Annotated in this window: 15 protein-coding genes and 1 pseudogene; 8 read left to right on the top strand and 8 right to left on the bottom strand. The window is 38.6% G+C overall.

All coding sequences use genetic code 11. From position 1 onward, the window contains the following. Positions 1-38: 38 nt before the first annotated feature. Positions 39-938 (bottom strand): DMT family transporter, encoded by a 900-nt coding sequence (locus ACODST_RS25945; RefSeq protein WP_488935001.1) that lies wholly within the window; start codon positions 936-938, stop codon positions 39-41. Further along, a pseudogene (locus ACODST_RS25940) lies at positions 931-1454 on the bottom strand (GNAT family N-acetyltransferase). The gene ACODST_RS25945 and the pseudogene ACODST_RS25940 overlap by 8 nt, the downstream one beginning before the upstream one ends. 64 nt (positions 1455-1518) lie before the next feature. On the opposite strand from ACODST_RS25940, the gene ACODST_RS25935 reads away from it, so the two are divergent. Further along, positions 1519-2382 carry a LysR family transcriptional regulator gene (locus ACODST_RS25935; RefSeq protein ID WP_488935000.1) on the top strand — a complete coding sequence of 288 codons (864 nt, stop codon included), beginning with the start codon at positions 1519-1521 and terminating at the stop codon, positions 2380-2382. 6 nt (positions 2383-2388) lie between these two features. Here the strand turns inward: ACODST_RS25935 and ACODST_RS25930 are convergent, their stop codons facing one another. From ACODST_RS25930 to ACODST_RS25905, 6 genes are all read right to left on the bottom strand, one after another. Beyond that, positions 2389-2835: a GNAT family N-acetyltransferase gene (locus tag ACODST_RS25930; protein ID WP_488934999.1), complete on the bottom strand. Its 447-nt coding sequence runs from the start codon at positions 2833-2835 to the stop codon at positions 2389-2391. A gap of 491 nt (positions 2836-3326) precedes the next feature. Next, a complete protein-coding gene (locus ACODST_RS25925; RefSeq protein WP_111376437.1) occupies positions 3327-3653 on the bottom strand; it encodes a DMT family transporter in 327 nt (108 codons plus the stop codon). Positions 3654-3728: 75 nt separating this feature from the next. After that, complete coding sequence (locus tag ACODST_RS25920; protein ID WP_488934998.1) at positions 3729-4292, bottom strand: Crp/Fnr family transcriptional regulator; 564 nt, start codon at positions 4290-4292, stop codon at positions 3729-3731. A 144-nt stretch (positions 4293-4436) separates the two neighbouring features. Next, positions 4437-5174 carry an alpha/beta hydrolase gene (locus ACODST_RS25915; protein WP_488934997.1) on the bottom strand — a complete coding sequence of 246 codons (738 nt, stop codon included), beginning with the start codon at positions 5172-5174 and terminating at the stop codon, positions 4437-4439. Continuing rightward, entirely contained in the window at positions 5171-6004 is an 834-nt protein-coding gene (gene ygiD / locus ACODST_RS25910; protein WP_488935021.1) for a 4,5-DOPA-extradiol-dioxygenase, read from the bottom strand. Before ygiD ends, ACODST_RS25915 begins: the two co-directional genes overlap by 4 nt. A 161-nt stretch (positions 6005-6165) precedes the next feature. Then, positions 6166-6996, bottom strand: coding sequence for a helix-turn-helix transcriptional regulator (locus tag ACODST_RS25905; RefSeq protein ID WP_488934996.1), 831 nt, complete (start codon positions 6994-6996; stop codon positions 6166-6168). A 194-nt stretch (positions 6997-7190) separates the two neighbouring features. On the opposite strand from ACODST_RS25905, the gene ACODST_RS25900 reads away from it, so the two are divergent. From ACODST_RS25900 to tyrS, 7 genes are all read left to right on the top strand, one after another. After that, positions 7191-7781: a Crp/Fnr family transcriptional regulator gene (locus ACODST_RS25900; RefSeq protein ID WP_488934995.1), complete on the top strand. Its 591-nt coding sequence runs from the start codon at positions 7191-7193 to the stop codon at positions 7779-7781. 117 nt (positions 7782-7898) lie between these two features. Beyond that, positions 7899-8270 carry a helix-turn-helix transcriptional regulator gene (locus ACODST_RS25895; RefSeq protein ID WP_488934994.1) on the top strand — a complete coding sequence of 124 codons (372 nt, stop codon included), beginning with the start codon at positions 7899-7901 and terminating at the stop codon, positions 8268-8270. 66 nt (positions 8271-8336) lie between these two features. Then, entirely contained in the window at positions 8337-8936 is a 600-nt protein-coding gene (locus ACODST_RS25890; RefSeq protein ID WP_488934993.1) for a 5'-methylthioadenosine/S-adenosylhomocysteine nucleosidase family protein, read from the top strand. Between the two features lie 136 nt (positions 8937-9072). Then, complete coding sequence (locus tag ACODST_RS25885) at positions 9073-9402, top strand: hypothetical protein (RefSeq protein ID WP_488934992.1); 330 nt, start codon at positions 9073-9075, stop codon at positions 9400-9402. Positions 9403-9488: 86 nt separating this feature from the next. Beyond that, positions 9489-13856, top strand: coding sequence for a CusA/CzcA family heavy metal efflux RND transporter (locus tag ACODST_RS25880; protein WP_488934991.1), 4368 nt, complete (start codon positions 9489-9491; stop codon positions 13854-13856). A gap of 4 nt (positions 13857-13860) precedes the next feature. Continuing rightward, positions 13861-14988 carry an efflux RND transporter periplasmic adaptor subunit gene (locus tag ACODST_RS25875; protein WP_488934990.1) on the top strand — a complete coding sequence of 376 codons (1128 nt, stop codon included), beginning with the start codon at positions 13861-13863 and terminating at the stop codon, positions 14986-14988. Between the two features lie 211 nt (positions 14989-15199). Beyond that, a complete protein-coding gene (tyrS, locus tag ACODST_RS25870) occupies positions 15200-16405 on the top strand; it encodes a tyrosine--tRNA ligase (RefSeq protein WP_488934989.1) in 1206 nt (401 codons plus the stop codon). The last annotated feature ends 82 nt before the right edge of the window (positions 16406-16487 follow it).

The following is a 16487-nucleotide window of genomic DNA, read 5'->3' as shown; positions in this document are numbered from 1 at the left end:
AAACAAAAAGCTCAATTCGAAAGAATTGAGCTTTTGTATTAAGATCCGGACTGTATTTTTTTGATAAACAGTTTTGGTCTGTTTTTTTTGAAATTTACTTCGGAAATAATCGTTGCCGCAAAAATAAGACTGCCACCCAGAAGCAGCCTCCAGGAAAGATTTTCATCTAATATAAAAAAAGCGGCTATGGCTCCAAAAACGGGTTCAAAGAGATAAATTACCGCCACTCTTTCAGCTGATAAATACCGTTGTGAAATATTTGAAATGGTATACATGTATGCGGTAGAAAACAACGCACAGTAAAAGACACCGAGCCAGAAAGTATCGTTTTCCGGAAACCAGTCTGCATTTTGATCCGTCAGGGCAAGAAAGAAAGTCAGCAGAGTACAAACTGCAAACATAGGCACGATGGAAGTCAGAAGGTTTTTTCCCGCCGAATGTTTTTCAACCGAAATCAGATAAACAGCAAAACCAAAAGCGCCGGCGATCGTATACAAATCGCCTGTACGTATAGTGAGCTTATCTTTAACGGCTATAATGAACAAACCGGCCAGGGCTGTTAAAGCCGCAGCCCATATTTTTAACGGAGCGGCGGTACGGTAAACAGCCAGTTTTATCAGCGGGATAATAATAACGCAGAGTCCTGCAATAAAAGAACACTGTGCAGCAGCCGTATATTTTAAACCTACGGTCTGCAAATGAATGCCTAAAAACATGGGTACAGCCAGAACGGCGCCGGTTTTAAGGGATTCCAGATTGGTTTTTCTAACGTATTTCCAAAAAATTATTGTCAGTACCACGACAGCCATTAAAAAACGATAAAACAAAAAAGTGGAAGGAGAATAATTGCCAACCGCCATTTTGGTTACCGAGTAGGAGATACCCCAAAAAGCAGTTCCTATAATCAGTAAAACAATTAAAACCTGTCTTTTATTCATTGATTAAAACTTTTTTCATCATTAAATCCGTCTGCTCGTCATCGCCCAGTCTGAAAATATGGGTGTCAAACTGCACAAAACCGTTTTTGGTGTAAAAGTTTACTGCTCTCAAATTGTTTTCCCAAACCCCATATAATCAACCTTTAACTTTTTAGCAGTTTGCAGAGCCTGGTGGTAAAGGGCCTGTGCTATTTTTTTACCATGAAATTCCTTCAAAACATAAATCCGTTCTATTTCAAGTGCATCGTTTTCTTCTTTCATTTCAGTCTGTGCGTCACCAATATTCAGTTTTAAATAACCAATTACACGGTCTTCCAGTTCTGCTAAGTAAAAAAAGGAAGATTCATTGGTAAGTTCAGAAGCCAGTTTTTCAACCGCAAAACTTTCATTCAGGTATTTATTCATGTTTTCTTCTGAATTAACATCTGAAAATGTTTCTGAGAAGGTTGTTCTTCCTATTGTCTGAAGCTTGTTAACATCATTAACTGAGGCTTTATTGATTTTTAGAGTATTCATATTTTTAGATTATTAATGCATTAAATCTGTTTTTTTTGTTTTTATAAATGCGTAAATTGCATCAATGGATTTACAACAGATCAAATATTTTCTGGCGCTGGCGCGTGAACTGCATTTCTGGAATACCGCCGGAAAAATGAATATTACACAATCGGCACTGAGCCGTCAGATCCAGTCGCTCGAAAACCAGCTGGGTGTTCAGCTTTTTGAACGTAATAAACGTAATGTCAAACTCACAGCTGCCGGCAGGTTCCTTCAGGAAAAATGGGAAGTGGAACTCAGTAAACTTGAGTATATCCATCTTTCGGCACGTCAGATTCATTTAGGCGAAAGCGGTACACTAACGATTTCGCATCCTGATTCTATTTCCGCTTCGATTATGCCGGACATTTTATCCCGCATTTCAGCTTCTTTTCCCAAGTTGAAAATTAAACTGGTTCAGGTTTTATACGAAAACCAGCAGGACTTCCTGAGAAACTATAAAATCGACCTGGCTATTACGCGCGATATCAACCATGCCCGTGATATCCAGTCAGAAAAAATCTATACTGATAATCTGGCTATCGTAGTGCCTGAAGATCATCCTTATCAAAAACCGGAAGATCTTACCAAAGAAACTCTTGCTCATCAGAAATTTATACTGCCTACTACTGACGAAGGCAGCAGTTACAGTGACCTGATCCAGCGTTTGTTCAATTCTTTTGAAAACGCTCCCGAAGTTTACCTGCATTCCGAATTTGGTTCTGCCATTATCGCACTGGTACGAAAAGGACTTGGCATTGCTATTTTACCGGATTCCTATCTTTTTCATGAAATTTCGGGTATCCGATTCATTAAACTTCCTTTAGAAACGGATCTTTATATCAATTGGAGGGCTGAAGACCATAATCCGGTGCTGGCCAATGTTTTAAAACTTATAGTTCCCTAAACTGCCTTATGTCCTCAGCATTTCGATATGGGGAATTCCGTCTTCGTCATACGGTTCTCCCTGTTCTGTAAATCCTACTGACTGGTAAAACTTCGATAAATGATACTGGGCACTGATCCGTATAGCGCCTTTGCCAAATTTCTCCTCACATCCGGCTATTGAAGCTTCCATAATTTTTACACCTAATCCCAGTCCGCGGTGTTTGTTTCCAATCACAACCCGTCCTATTGCTGTTTCAGAATACGATAAACCTGCCGGAAGCAATCTTGTACTGCCGGCAAATTCATTGTTGACATAATACAGTAAATGATAACTATTCTGGTCTTTGTTGTCCAGATCCAAATACGGACAGTTTTGTTCTACAACAAAAATCTCACTTCTTAAACGAAGCAGATTGTAAAGTTCTGTATTGGTTAATTCTTCAAAAGATTTGATGCAATGGCTTAAGGTCATAATTGAAATTAGTTTCTGTTTTTTTGACAAAGATAAAAGAGAGAGTAATGATATAAAATGCTTATTTTTTATCATGTGATGCTAAAAACGCATTAATGTAAACAGAAGTATGAGGAGTTTAGTATGCCTTTTTATTTTCTCCCGCAAATTTAGTGGAGTAGGGAGATTTTGATTTTAAGAATAAGTTTAGAAAGAGTTTTTAAATTTTTTAACGCAGATTTAAAAAGATTCCAGCAGATTGGCGCAGATTTTTTGTTTTTTAATCTGATAAAATCTGCCTAATCTGCGTGAACTATTAGATTTTGTTTTTAAGAGGATAAATTGAGATAGAGTTTTTAATTTTTTCACGCAGATTTAAAAAAATTTCAGCAGATTGGCGCAGATTTTTTTTAATCTGCTAAATCTGCCTGATCTGTGTCAAACACTTTTTTATAAAAAAAGCGAAACACTTACATATTCCGCTTTAATGAATCGTATTATTACGTTTTTAATTAATGAGAAACGGCTTTAAGCCCTACAATTGAACCCACTAAAGTGGCCAGGAAAAACAGTCTCCAGAAAGCAGCCGGTTCTTTAAAAATAAAAATACCAACTAATACCGTTCCAACTGCGCCAATTCCTGTCCAGACGGCATAGGCAGTTCCCAAAGGAAGTGTTTCTGTAGCTTTCATCAGTAAAAGCATGCTTATGGTTAAAGAGATAAAAAAGCCAATATACCAGTAATACATTTCTGTTCCTGTAGTGGCTTTCGCTTTTCCAAGACAGGAAGCAAAAGCGACTTCAAATAATCCGGCGATAATTAAAATAATCCAGTTCATGTTTGTTAAAATTTTATGGGACAAAGTTCTGTTCTTAAGACTGGAAAAAATTTAACAAATGATAAAAAATCAAATTTATTTTAATTCAGCCCTGATCCGGCTTAGGCTCACCTGCGTGATTCCAAGATAAGAAGCAATATGCCCCAGTTGTACCCGCTGGATTAATTCCGGATGACCGTTCATAAGTTCCAGATAACGTTCTGAAGCAGTTTTAAATTGTCTGGAAATCAAACGTTCTTCGGTTTTAATTAGCTCTTTTTCGGCAAATTTTCTTCCCCAGTTGGCGATGTGAATATCTCCATCGAATAATTCTTCAAGGTCTGAAGCCTTTAGTTCATAGAGTTCACAGTCTTCCAGAAGTTCAATACTTTCATATCCTTTCTGTTTTTCGACATAACTTTTCATCGAAATAATAGTTTCCCCTTCCTTACCAAACCAAAACGTAATAGCGCTGTCTTCTTCATCTATATAAGCCCTGACGATTCCTTTTTTGATAAAATAGATCTGATTTTCAACTTTACCGGCTCTTAAAATAATATCTCCTTTGACAAAAGCAGTTTCATTGATTTTCGAAAGCAGTTTGTTTTTGGAGGCTGCCGGAAGTTCTAAAATAGTGTCCAGAATGACAGAGATATCCATTTAGTGTATTAATTGATTTATAAAAACGGTTTGATTTTGAAAGTATAAAATTAGACAATTTTGAGGGAAAGCCGTATTCGTTATAAAAAATCCCGGACTTCATTTAACTGTTGTCCGGGATTTTCTTTAGAAATACTTTATTTTTTACTGCAGGTTCTTTTTCAGCCAGAGATTAACATCATGAAACATTTCCCGGTTAACGGTGTGGCCTTCTTCATAGGAATGAAACTCAGGAGCAAGATTTTTTGTTTCTAAATAAGCAGAGGCATCAATAGCATACTGGTAATTTAAGACAGCATCCTGTTTCCCATGTGAAATAAAAATTTTAAGCTTTTCAAGACGGTTTTCATCAGCGATTAAAGGTTTTACTTCCGGCAGCAGTCTGCCGCTCATTACAGCAATTCCGGCTATTTTTTCAGGAGCTGTAAGTGCAGTACTGTAGCTCATAATACCGCCCTGACTAAAACCCATTAAATACACCCGTTCAGGGTCAAAACGGATTTCTGATTTTAAATCGTCTATAAAATCAATCAGCATTTTTCGGGCATGTTCTGCCTGCTGTTCGTTAATTTGAGGTTTTCCGGTTGAAAAATCGACCTGAAACCAGGCGAAACTGTTTGGTCCAAAAGTCAGAGGTCCGCGGGCAGAAACTACAACAAACTCATCCGGCAGTTCAGGAGCAAAAGAAAACAGGTTTTGTTCATTGCCGCCCACACCATGCAGCAAAATTAGCAGAGGAGGGTTTGAAATGGCGTTTTTGGGCTGTCTGATTACGTAATGCAGCTTTGTCTTTTGGGTATTTGAATTCATAAGGGTAAAACTAAAAATGGAGATTAAGATCAGGATTCCCGCAGAAATCCCTACTGATTTGTTCAGGTTCATGCCTTATCAATTTTAACAGACATCATATTTAACGATCCCGCTACGATGGCATCATTGAAAATAGTCGCTTTTTCGTCTTTTTCCTTAAGCGATAAAATATACAGCAGCGGAATATAATGTTCCGGAGTAGGGACCGCCAGTTGAAATTCTTTTCCCTGTTTGTCAAAATGAATCAGGGACTGATGGTCATCTTCCAAAATCATTTGTTTCATTTTTTCATTGGCTGTATGTGCCCATTCAAAAGCATAACCCGGAAGCATCATTTTGTCCCAGGCGGCAAGACGTAAATTGTGTACGGTATTTCCACTGCCTACGATCAAAACACCTTTTCGTCTTAATGCCGCCAGCTCTTTTCCTAATGCATAATGATAGGAGGCCGGCTGGGTATAGTCGATACTCATTTCGATAACAGGGATGTCAGCGTTAGGATACAGGAATTTAACCACAGTCCAGCAGCCGTGATCCAGTCCCCAGTCGTTACTTAGCCCGACAGAAGCTGAGGTAATCAGTTTTTGTGTTTCAAGAGCCAGTTCCGGACTTCCCGGAGCAGGATATTGTACATCAAAAAGAGCCTGGGGAAATCCGCCAAAATCATGAATGGTTTCCGGTTTCTGCATAGCCGTTACAAAAGTTCCTTTTGTTTCCCAGTGGGCCGAGATACAAAGTATGGCTTTGGGTTTTGGCAGTGTTTTGGCTATATTTTGAAAACCCTGTGTAAAATTATTATCTGCCAGCGCATTCATCGGGTTACCGTGCCCCAGGAAAAGTACAGGCATTCTCTCTGTTGCGGCAAAAGTATCAGTGGCTGTTTTAAGGGAATTCAGCTTCATGGCAGCTGCACCCAGAGGTAAAATAGCCATGGTTTTAAGGAAGTCTTTTCTGTCCATTGTATATCGTGATTCGTTCTGTAAAGTATCTTTTTTAACCAGTGACAAAGTTCAGACTATTGCAGGGGAAAGAGGTAACGATTTTCGGAAGAATGATTGTGTTTTTAGGAAAGCAGTTTCTGCATTTCATCCCTAAACTCAGTCGGCGTCATGCCTGCCTTACGTTTAAAAGCATGTGTAAAATAGGTTTTTTCATTAAAACCAAGTTCGTACCCTATTTCGGCCACATTTTTATCGGTGGTCATCAAAAGGTTTTTAGCTTCGGTAAGTTTTCGGGTTTCGATGATTTCAGAAACGCTCTGCTGTAAAATCTGCTGGCAGATCAGGTTTAAGTTTCGGGCAGTCATAAACAGTTTATCGGCATAAAAATTCACGTCTTTGGATTCCTTATAATATTCTTCGAGCAGCCTCAGGAAATTTTTAAAAGTAGAACTCTGAATTTTTTTCGATTCGTCATTGTCAAGGTTTAGTTTCCGCCTTTCTGATTCTATAATGGTAAATAAAGCGCTTAAAAGCTGTCTGATAACGGAAAGATCGGGAGATTCCTGCTGGTATTCGTCATAAATTATTTTACAGAGCATATCGAGTTTCTCAAAACATTCATTGCTCTGCATGCTGATATTGGCTTTGTCGTGAAAAGAAGCATACAGGCTGAAAGTAGTTTCGGCTATAAATTCGCTTTTAAAACGCAGTACCCACATATCACATTCACCGTTTTTTATCAAAGGTTTTACCCGGTGTATTTTGCCCTGGGTTACAAAACTGATAAAAGGGGCATCTACAAGTTTAGAGCTGAAATCAATAAAATGTTCCAGTTGTCCTTTTCTTCCCAAAATCAGTTCTTCAAAAGTATGGGCATGCGGTTCATTTACAGACTGCATTATTTTTTCAGACTCTGCGACTGTAACGCGAAACATTTTGAAGATTTCTGTCATGGCTAAATTTTAAAGGTTAAAGATACTTATAACAACTCAGAAACAGTTAAAATTATATGATTTTTGGGAGTAAGGATCTATTTTAAAAAATGGTAAATGCTTAACTTTATAAGGAAAGGAATGGGTAAGATTTTAGTTATCAGGGGGAAATAATACTAAAACCGGATACGTTTAAATAAAAGGGGACATAATAAATGGATAAGGGAATTGAGAGTATACGACAGTTAATTCTAAGTTATATTGAAATTAGTGATGCCGAATGGAATTTTTGCCGTTCGGCACTTCATATGGCGGTTGTTAAAAAAAAGACCGTTTTGGTCCGGCAGGGAGATGTCTGTAATAGTATTTTTTTTGTGGTAAGCGGTCTGCTGCGGATTTATTTTCTGGATGAAAAAGGGGAGGAAAAGACGTTTCATTTTTGTATGGAAAATACTTTTGGTACCGATTATGAGAGCTTTTTAAAAGGAATCCCGTCCAGTTTTTCGATACAGGCCATGGAAGAAACCAAAGTGCTTGTGGTGACTTTTGAGATGCTTCAGAATTTATACAAAATACTCCGCTATGGAGAAAAACTGGGAAGATTAATTGCCGAGGATTATTTTTTTATTATAAACGATAAAATAAAATCGATGTATATTCACAGTGCGCTGCATCGCTATGAAAATATGAATTCGAGATTTCCAGGAATACTGCAGCGTGTTTCACAGCATTATATTGCGTCCTATCTCAATATTACATCGGTGCATTTGAGCCGTTTAAAATATGGGCATAAAGACACTTCCTAAACTGATAACATTTGTTATTGTTTTCCGCTGGTGAACACCATTTATTTGTAATTCGGGATTGATTTGGATAAAGTTGAAATCAGGATTGTTGTATTAATTCATTTAAAAAATTTAGTTATGGCATTGGAAATAAAAGATAAGATCAGAAACATCAGAGAGTTAAAAAATTATACGCAGCATTATATTGCGGACCAGCTGGGTATTACACAGGCAGCTTACAGTAAAATCGAAAAAGGAACGACCGATTTAAGCTTTAACAAACTGGAAGAAATCGCGGGTATTTTAGAAGTTTCCCTGGAGGATATTATACAGTTTGATCATCATTTGTATTTTAATTCGCAGAAGAAAGACAGCAGCAGTACAGTACAAAAAAGCAATATGGATCTGGTTCAGAATCTTTATAAAGACAAAATCGACCTTTTGGAAAAGCTGTTGAATAAAACTGATCTGGAGCTGAAACGTTACCGTGACAGGTTTGGTATGTTTTAAAAGAAAAAATAGGATATTTTCTATTTGAAATACCCGATATTTGCATTTTTAAAACGACTTCTTTTTATGATCGAGATTAATGAAACTCATTCTTATTCGTCTGCCGATGTGCTTTTTAGTTTTGCTTTAGCTTCTGAAGCGGCGGAAGTTTTTAACGGACATAATGCCCTGATCACGGGAATTGGAAAAGTAAATGCGGCCTACGAACTCACAAAAGCGATACAGATTAAAAGACCTGCTTTGATCGTGAATCTGGGGTCAGCGGGGAGTAATCATTTTAAAAAAGGAGAAGTAATCTGCTGTACGAGGTTTATCCAGAGAGATATGGATGTGAGAGGTTTGGGATACGAGCAGTACGAAACACCTTTATCAGGGCTGCCTCCGGTTTTGGAATATGGCTTGGAAATGAAGGATCTGTCTTTAGGAATCTGCGGTACGGGTGATAATTTTGAGATGAAACATGCAGAGACGATCTATAATGTGGTAGATATGGAATCGTATGCACTGGCTATGATTGCGATGAAAGAGAATATTCCGTTTTTATGTCTTAAATATATTTCTGACGGTGCCGATGACAACGCAGCCGAAGACTGGCTGGTACAGGTTCATAAAGCGGCTGTGGCTTACGGAAATATCTTAAAACTGAACAAGAAAGAGCTTATTTAACTAATTCTTAAAGCCGGCTTTAGCGAAAATTAAGAAATTAGCAGGCTTTACGTTAGGTTTGTTTTACTTCTTAAAGTAACTTTGCGAAGTGCGAAAAAAAGTGATTTACATATTACTCTTTCTGATACTGTCTAACATGGGCATTTTTCAGCAGTTTTATAAACTGCCGGTACTTATCGAGCACTTTAAAGAACATCAGCAGAGACGAAACCTTAGTTTTATTGACTTTTTGGAAATGCATTACTGGGGCGAGGATGAGAACGACAATGATGCTGACCGTGATATGCAGCTTCCTTTTAAAAATATTTCAGGGCATTCCCTGCAGCTGGTTTTTGTGCCCGTAGAAAAAACAATAATCAGTGTGCCTTTTAACAGCGGATTCTCAGAATACCGCATTATTCCGTATACTTCTAATTTACATGCTGATCCCGCTTTATTAAGTGTGTTCAGACCTCCTTTAGTATAATTTATTTTTAATATCATTTTCACTGCAGTTAAGACTTCTTAAGGTCTTTTCTGCCTGATTTTTATTTCTAATATTTTAAATAAGTTATGCTTAATAAAATCATACAATTCTCAGTTAAAAATAAACTGGTAATTGGCGTTTTTACAGTACTGTGGATTATCTACGGACTTTTTGAAGTAAGCCGTTTACCTATTGATGCTGTGCCCGATATTACTAATAATCAGGTGCAGATTATTACCACCGCTCCGTCACTGGGAGCAGAAGACGTTGAGCGTCTTATCACTTTTCCGATAGAACAGGCCATAAGCAATATACCACAGCTAAAAGAAAGCCGCAGTATTTCCCGTTTCGGACTTTCTCTGGTTACCATTGTCTTTTCAGAGGATACCGATGTGTATTGGGCACGTCAGCAGGTAGCAGAACGCCTGCAAAAGGTAGAAATGCCCGAAAATGCCAGTCTGCCTGAAATGGCTCCTGCTACTACCGGACTGGGCGAAATTTACCAGTATGTACTGAAACCGCAGCCGGGTTATGAAAAAAAATATTCACTGGAAGACCTGCGTACCCTGCAGGACTGGACCATTAGAAGGCAGCTGCTGGGAACTTCCGGAATTGCCGATGTAGCAACTTTTGGAGGAAAACTGAAACAGTATGAAATTGCGGTAAACCCTGCCCGTTTAAAAGCGCAGAACCTTACCATAAAAGAGGTGTTTACCGCTTTGAGCAGCAACAACGAAAATACGGGAGGTGCTTATATCGAAAAAGGCCCTACTGTATTGTATATCCGCAGTGTGGGGCTTACCCGGAACATTAAGGATATTCAGAATATCATTGTAAAAAATACACAGGCCGGAACTCCCATCCTGATTAAAGATATTGCTGAGGTAAAAATGGCATCGGCTATTCGTTATGGTGCTTTAACGACAGATGATTTTGGAGAATCGGTTGGAGGAATTGTAATGATGCTGAAAGGTGAAAATGCCAATAATGTTATTGCTGCCGTTAAAAAACGAGTAACTGAAATTGAAAAAATCCTGCCGGAAGGCTTGAAAATAGAACCCTTTTTGGACCGGACGAAAATGGTGGACAATGCCATTGGAACAGTAGAAAAAAACCTTATTGAAGGTGCTTTGATCGTAGTACTGGTGCTGGTACTTTTTCTGGGGAATTTAAGGGCCGGATTTATCGTAGCGTCTGTTATTCCGTTAGCGATGTTATTTGCCATTATAATGATGAATACTTTTGGCGTAAGCGGAAATCTGATGAGTCTGGGAGCATTAGACTTTGGTCTGATTGTAGACGGTGCCGTAATTATTGTAGAGGCTATTCTGCATCATATGCACAGCGCTAAAAAATACAAACATATTGATGTCGTTTCTCAGGAAGAAATGGATAAAGAAGTGACCGGTTCCGCCGGGCGAATGATGAATGCGGCTGTTTTTGGACAGATCATTATTTTGATTGTATATCTTCCTATTTTATCTCTGGAAGGAATCGAGGGTAAAATGTTTAAACCTATGGCACAGACCGTTGCTTTTGCCATTTTAGGAGCCTTTATACTGTCACTTACATATGTGCCTATGGTAAGTTCATTGTTTATCAGCAAAAAAATCAGCCATAAACCGAACTTTTCAGACCGAATCATGGCAAAGCTTGAATTTCATTATGAAAACTGGCTTTCAAAAGCACTTCAGATTAGAAAATCGATTGTAATTGCGGCTTTTGTTTTATTTGGAATTGCCCTGCTGCTGTTTACCCGAATGGGTGGTGAATTTATTCCGCAGCTCGAAGAAGGTGATTTTGCAGTAGAAACCCGATTATTGCTGGGGACCAATCTTTCAACAACAACTGAAACGATTCAGAAAATATCAACCGGGCTTAAAAAAGAATATCCCGAAGTAGAAAAGGTGGTTTCCAGAATTGGAAGTGCCGAAATCCCAACCGACCCAATGCCGATTGAAGGCGGGGATATGATTATTGTTTTAAAAGACAAATCAGAATGGACAAGTGCTTCTTCTTTTCCTGAAATGGCCGATAAAATGGCTCAGACGGTTAAAGAAATTGCACCCGGAGTAACGACCGGTTTTCAGTTTCCGGTACAAATGCGTTTTAACGAATTAATGACGGGAGCTAAACAGGATTTGGTCTGTAAAATATATGGTGAAGATCTGGATAAACTTGCTGAATATGCAGAGAAACTGGGAGCAATCAGTAAAACCGTTTCGGGAGCTGCAGATTTGTATGTGGAGAAAGTTACGGGTATGCCTCAAATTGTTATTGATTACGAATGGGCCGAAATGGCGAAATACGGTATTTATGTTTCTGACATCAATAAAACGGTAAATGCTGCTTTTGCAGGTGCTGCAGCCGGTAGTATTTATGAAGGTGAAAAGCGTTTTGATATGGTGGTAAGGGTAGAAGACAGCGGACGAAAAGATATTTCTGATGTTCGTAATTTATTAATTGCGACACCGTCCGGTATGCAGATTCCACTATATCAGGTAGCTTCTGTAAAAGAAGTAGAAGGTCCGAACCAGATTCAGCGTGAAGATGCCAAACGAAGAATTATTGTGGGGTTTAATGTCAGAGGACGTGACGTAGAATCTATCGTAAAAGAACTGCAGCAGAAGGTAGAAAGCCAGATTAAATTTGATCCGGGTTATTATATCACTTACGGAGGGACTTTCGAAAACCTGCAGCAGGCCAAATCAAGGCTTGGAGTAGCGGTTCCGGCAGCTTTATTTATGATTTTGGCTTTATTGTATTTTGCATTCCGTTCTCTTAAAGAAGGTATTATTATTTTCACGGCCATTCCTTTATCGGCAATTGGCGGTGTTTTTGGACTTGCATTGCGTGATATGCCTTTTAGTATCTCGGCAGGAGTTGGTTTTATTGCCCTTTTTGGAGTGGCAGTCCTTAACGGAATTGTTTTGATTTCTGAATTTAACCGTATCCAAAAACAGGGCGAAATTACAGATCCGTTTCAAATTATTATTATGGGGACTAAAAACAGGCTGCGTCCGGTATTAATGACAGCTGCAGTAGCTTCTTTAGGGTTTCTGCCTATGGCTTTAAGCAACGGTGCAGGAGCAGAGGTACAGCGCCCGCTGGCTACCGTTGTAATTGGCGGACTGGTTACGGCAACACTGCTGACTCTTTTTGTGCTTCCTTCGATCTATTTAATGACTTATCATTCTAAAGTATTCACTAAAAAAATGAAAAAACATAAAATCGATAAACTAACTTTGTTACTTATTACTTTGTTTATTTCAGCCTCTGTTCAGGCGCAGCAGTCTATATCGCTTGAAGAATCATTGTCTAAAGCACTGCAGTATAATAAAAGGATTAAGTCGGCAGAGCTCAATGTAAAATCAAAAGAACAGCTTCGTAAATCGGCCTTTGATCTTCCTAAAACGGTAGTAGATGCTGATTACGGACAGTTTAACAGCGGTATGAACGATACCCGTTTTGGTGTCAGTCAGACTTTTGCTTTTCCGGTTCTTTACAGCCGGCAGAAAAAGGCTTTACAGGAGACTTACAATTCGGCGAAAGCCCAGTCACAATTAACAGCCCAGCAGGTTAAATCTAATGTAAGAAACCTGTTTTACTATTATGTCTGGCTTAAAAGCAAAAAGGAGTTATTGACCTATGCTGATTCTATTTACAGGCTTATGGAACAAAAAGCAGCCCTTCGTTATAAAACCGGGGAAACGAATGTTCTGGAAAAAAGTGCTTCGCAGTCGGCAAGACAGTTTTATTCCAATCAGCTTACTATGATCAGTAAGGATATGGAAATTACCCTTAATTCCTTTAATGCCGTGCTGCAGGACAGTACCCGTTATGAACCGTTTTCGGTAAGAATTAAGAACGATCTGGCTGTTACCCAGTCCAATATAACGGAGCTTCCTCAAATCCAGCTTTCCAATTATGAAGCGGAAGCAGCAAAATGGAAATGGAAATCCGAACAGGCCAGACTGATGCCCGATATTACGCTGGGATATAATAACCTGAGTATTACCGGTACGCAGACGAACTCTGCCGGACAGGACGTGTATTATGACAGCAGCCGCCGATTTAATTATGTAAATGTAGGAGTGGCGATTCCGTTATTTTTTTCCAGTCAGTCAGCACGTAGTAAGGCAGCTAAAATAGAATATGAAAACTTTAAAATACAGGCAGAAAATAGTAAAATCGAAACCACGACAGAAATCAATAATGCTGTTAGTGAAGTAGAAAAATATAAAGAAAGCCTGCAGTATTATGAAAGCGACGGACTTAAAAATGCCGCAGTTATTATTGATGCCGCCAACAGCCAGCTGGAAAACGGAGATATTGATTATCTGCAGTGGGTACTGGTAGTTAATCAGGCCATTACCATACGAAACGAATATTTAGACATGGTTAATAATTATAACAAAGCGGTAATCAACCTGCAGACCATCCAAAATTTATAAAAGCATGAAAACATATATAGTAATATTAGCAGGTCTTTTTCTAACCGGATCCTGTAAAAACGATAAAAAGGACGAACAGAAAACAGAAGCTCAGAAACAGGAAAATACAATCAAATTAAGTGATAAGCAGATTAAAAATGCCAAACTGCTTATTGGAAGTCCTGAAGAGAAAAATGTAAAAGGTATTCTCGAACTGCAGGGAACGGTAACGGTACCGCCAAAAAGTGTAGTAAGTGTGAGTATCCCTCTTGGCGGTTATGTAAGGAAAACCGATTTAATAACGGGAATGCACGTTCGAAAAGGTCAGTTGCTGGCTGTTGTAGAAGACATGCAGTATATCCAGCTTCAGCAGGACTATCTTACAGCCAAAGAAAAATTTCAGTTGTCGCAGAGTGAATATAACCGACAAAAAGAACTGAATGCCAAAAAAGCCAGCAGTGATAAGTTGTTTGAACAAACGGCGGCAGAAATGCAGACCCAGCGTATCTATATGGCTTCACTGGCGCAGAAACTGTCCTTATCCGGAATTGATGTTAAAAGGCTGAGTGCTTCTAATATCAGCAAAACGGTATCGGTGCTTTCTCCAATTAACGGTTTGGTTTCGAAAGTAAATGTGAATGTAGGGAAATACATTTCACCAACCGACATGCTTTTTGAACTGATGGAAACCAGCGATGTGGTACTGGTTCTGAATGCCTTTGAAAAAGATGTTCACCTGCTTTCCGCAGGACAAACAGTGAGTGTGTTTACCAATGCCGATCCTTCAAAAAAATATCCGGCTAAAATAGCTTATATCAATCAGAGTCTAAATGGCGACCGTGCCGCAGAAGTGATTTGTAAACTAAACAGCTATCACAATGCTTTTATTCCGGGCTTGTTTATTAATGCCGAGGCGGAATTTGAAAATGAAAAAGCACTTACAGTGCCTGAAGATGCCGTGGTAAGATGGCAGAACAAATTTTATGTTTTTACAGCTTTGGACCAGCATAGCTACAAAATGGTTCCTGTAGAAGCAGGTACTTTAAGCGGAGGTTATCGTCAGATTAGCTCTCCGGTGATTACTAAATCGTCTAAACTGGTTACTAAAAATGCTTATACACTTTTAATGACTTTTATGAACAGCGGTGAATAAGTATTCCCGTTTAGAAAAAATAGTTATCTTTGCGCTCAGAATGAAACATTTGAACCACATATTACGTCTTCCTTTTTTCAGCACTTATTACAGAAATAAAGATGCCAGGGAGCGGTATGTTTATATTTCAGCGCTGTAATTAGATACAAATAGAACATAATCACGAAAGCCCGGGCAGTTATTGTCCGGGCTTTTTTTATTTATACACAAAATGGAAATACTTGAAAAATTAAAACAAAACACAGAAATTATTCTTCCAGAAAACGGACTGGAAGAAAAGCTGGCAGCAGCAGCTAAGGAAAATCGTAAACTGGTAATCAAACTGGGTTTTGACCCAACAGCTCCGGATTTACATCTGGGACATGCCGTAGTCCTTAAAAAACTAAAACTTTTTCAGGAAATGGGACATGAAATCGTGATTTTAGTCGGGAGTTTTACTGCCCGTATTGGTGATCCTACCGGAAAAAACAAAAGCCGTAAACCGCTTAGTATTGAAGAAGTAAAAATAAATGCTGCTACGTATATCGAACAGCTTTCGAAGATTATTGATGTAAACAGTGCCCGAATTGTTTTTAATTCTGACTGGCTTGATGCTTTATCATTTGCTGAAGTTTTACAGCTGCTGTCAAATGTTACCGTTGCTCAGTTAATGCACCGTCATGATTTTAACAAACGATTTACAGAGAATTCACCCATTGCCATGCATGAACTGATTTACCCGATTCTGCAGGGATTTGATTCGGTAAAAATAGAATGTGATATCGAAATGGGCGGAACCGATCAGCTGTTTAACTGCACTATGGGAAGGCAATTGCAGGAAAGTTTTGGTAAAAGTCCGCAGATTGTGATGTGTATGCCGCTGCTGAAAGGATTAGACGGAAAAGAAAAAATGAGCAAATCACTCAACAATATTATCGGACTTACCGATGTCCCAAATGAAATGTTTGGTAAAACCATGTCGATTCCGGATACCTTAATTACGGAGTACCTAGATTTGGTAACGGATTTTTCAGCAGAAGAAAAAAAGAAAATTAAACAAGTTTTGGACGAAGGTGAAAACCCTATGAAGATTAAAAAACAAATCGCCCGAAACATCATTGAACAATACCATAACAAGGAGGAAGCGGAACTGGCAGAGCAGTTTTTTGCCAATCAGTTTCAGAACAGGAGTTTAGAAGCTAAAAGTTTTATAATGGTCTCCATCGCTGATTTACAAGGGGAAAATGAAACACTTAACCTGCTTGAAGTATGTCATAAACTAAAAAATGAAAGTACCAGATCAGCAGTAAGAAGGCTTATTGAAAGCGGTGCCGTAACCATTGATAATCATAAAAATACAGAGCCTTTTGCACAAATTAAACTTATAAAAGCCATGAAGATAAAAATAGGGAAAAGGAATTTTTACGAGCTGGAATAATAGCAGATCCAATAAATATAATCTGCCCGATCTGCTTAATCTGCGAGAGAAAAAAATTAGTTTCCCGCAGATTGAGCAGATT

The sequence above is a fragment of the Flavobacterium sp. FG19 genome (assembly GCF_057809475.1).
The sequence above is the reverse complement of the archived record's forward strand: the minus strand, read 5'-3'. Positions and strand labels throughout refer to the sequence as shown.

Coding starts and splice junctions, on each gene's coding strand:
- ACODST_RS25945 (WP_488935001.1), bottom strand. CDS start 938: ATGAATAAAAGACAGGTTTTAATTGTTTTACTGATTATAGGAACTGCT.
- ACODST_RS25935 (WP_488935000.1), top strand. CDS start 1,519: ATGGATTTACAACAGATCAAATATTTTCTGGCGCTGGCGCGTGAACTG.
- ACODST_RS25930 (WP_488934999.1), bottom strand. CDS start 2,835: ATGACCTTAAGCCATTGCATCAAATCTTTTGAAGAATTAACCAATACA.
- ACODST_RS25925 (WP_111376437.1), bottom strand. CDS start 3,653: ATGAACTGGATTATTTTAATTATCGCCGGATTATTTGAAGTCGCTTTT.
- ACODST_RS25920 (WP_488934998.1), bottom strand. CDS start 4,292: ATGGATATCTCTGTCATTCTGGACACTATTTTAGAACTTCCGGCAGCC.
- ACODST_RS25915 (WP_488934997.1), bottom strand. CDS start 5,174: ATGAACCTGAACAAATCAGTAGGGATTTCTGCGGGAATCCTGATCTTA.
- ygiD (WP_488935021.1), bottom strand. CDS start 6,004: ATGAAGCTGAATTCCCTTAAAACAGCCACTGATACTTTTGCCGCAACA.
- ACODST_RS25905 (WP_488934996.1), bottom strand. CDS start 6,996: ATGACAGAAATCTTCAAAATGTTTCGCGTTACAGTCGCAGAGTCTGAA.
- ACODST_RS25900 (WP_488934995.1), top strand. CDS start 7,191: ATGGATAAGGGAATTGAGAGTATACGACAGTTAATTCTAAGTTATATT.
- ACODST_RS25895 (WP_488934994.1), top strand. CDS start 7,899: ATGGCATTGGAAATAAAAGATAAGATCAGAAACATCAGAGAGTTAAAA.
- ACODST_RS25890 (WP_488934993.1), top strand. CDS start 8,337: ATGATCGAGATTAATGAAACTCATTCTTATTCGTCTGCCGATGTGCTT.
- ACODST_RS25885 (WP_488934992.1), top strand. CDS start 9,073: ATGGGCATTTTTCAGCAGTTTTATAAACTGCCGGTACTTATCGAGCAC.
- ACODST_RS25880 (WP_488934991.1), top strand. CDS start 9,489: ATGCTTAATAAAATCATACAATTCTCAGTTAAAAATAAACTGGTAATT.
- ACODST_RS25875 (WP_488934990.1), top strand. CDS start 13,861: ATGAAAACATATATAGTAATATTAGCAGGTCTTTTTCTAACCGGATCC.
- tyrS (WP_488934989.1), top strand. CDS start 15,200: ATGGAAATACTTGAAAAATTAAAACAAAACACAGAAATTATTCTTCCA.